We start from the raw sequence: 1,075 nt of genomic DNA on the forward strand, positions 1-1,075 counted from the left end.
CGGCATTTGCGGATACCCAGTCAGATACGGCCAGACCGGTCAGCTAGCCCAATTGGCAGCGAGGGTGAGGCAGAACGGGTGGCCGCTCGGATCGAGCAGCACCCGCCAGCTTTCACCCGGTTGAAACTCGGGCACCGTAGCGCCCAACTCGACCAGTTGCTTACTGGCCATCTCGAGGTCTTCGACCGCCAAATCCAGATGGAACTGCTTGGTTCCATTCTCGTTCGGCCAGGTGGGCGGCTGATAGCCCGCGACCGTGCCGAATCCCAGCGCGTGGTCTGGACCAGTGAGCATGGCGTACTCGTCCTGCACGTGGGCGATCTCCCAACCGAGCGCGGCCGCCCAGAACTCCGCGTCTCGGCGCGCGTCGGCACTGTCCAGGGTGAGCATCTTCAGCGTGGCAACTGCCATGGATCTTTCCTCTCCGCAACAACATTGCTGTCAGCCCAGTCTGGATCGCCGACGCCGCCCACGATTGTAAGAACGCGACACCGGCCGCTGCCGCTTCGACGACTCATCGAACGAGGCGCCGTGACCCGACCACCGGGGTCCCGAACGGCTGCGCGAGGCGACGGCCACCGACGAGGGCGCTCCCGCAGCCAAGGGCGACTGGATCGGTTTCAGCAGATCCGTCACGAACACCGCAGTTCGTGACGGTCTTTGCCGTGCCCCCAAGACTTGGGGCGATCTCGAGTCCATGCGCTGCGGTATCTTCCATGCGATCGCCGCACCCTGGTCGGCGCGCAGAGGAAGCACGCCACTTGTTCAACAAATCCTTTGCGGCCGCCGCCCTCTCGGTGAGCGCCGCTGCCATTCTTGCGGCACCGCCTGCCGCCGCCGAACCGGTCAACTGGGGCGCCGTTTCCCTCAGCGCGTGGGGCAACGTCTACGCGTTTTCGGTCAACCACCCGACGGAAGCCGACGCCATTCGAGCCGCCGACCGAACGTGTAAGGGTCAAGGCATCATCGACTGCCGGATGATGGTGACGTTCGCGAACGGCTGCGGTGCAGTCGTGACGAGTCCGCTCGCGATCGTCGCAGGGTTCCCGATCGTGGGCTTCGGTAAGGGGGCGAC

General features: G+C 65.1%; 2 protein-coding genes. One reads left to right on the forward strand and one right to left on the reverse strand.

What is annotated here, in order from left to right; genetic code table 11:
• Positions 1-39: 39 nt before the first annotated feature.
• Positions 40-411 (reverse strand): VOC family protein, encoded by a 372-nt coding sequence (locus tag ACIRS4_RS38810; RefSeq protein ID WP_357089235.1) that lies wholly within the window; start codon positions 409-411, stop codon positions 40-42.
• 350 nt (positions 412-761) lie between these two features.
• Here ACIRS4_RS38810 and ACIRS4_RS38815 point away from each other — a divergent pair.
• A partial coding sequence (locus ACIRS4_RS38815; protein ID WP_404205076.1) for a DUF4189 domain-containing protein occupies positions 762-1,075 on the forward strand: 314 nt, incomplete at its 3' end.

It is taken from the genome of Streptomyces sp. NPDC101166 (assembly GCF_044768125.1).
GTDB lineage: Bacteria > Actinomycetota > Actinomycetes > Streptomycetales > Streptomycetaceae > Streptomyces.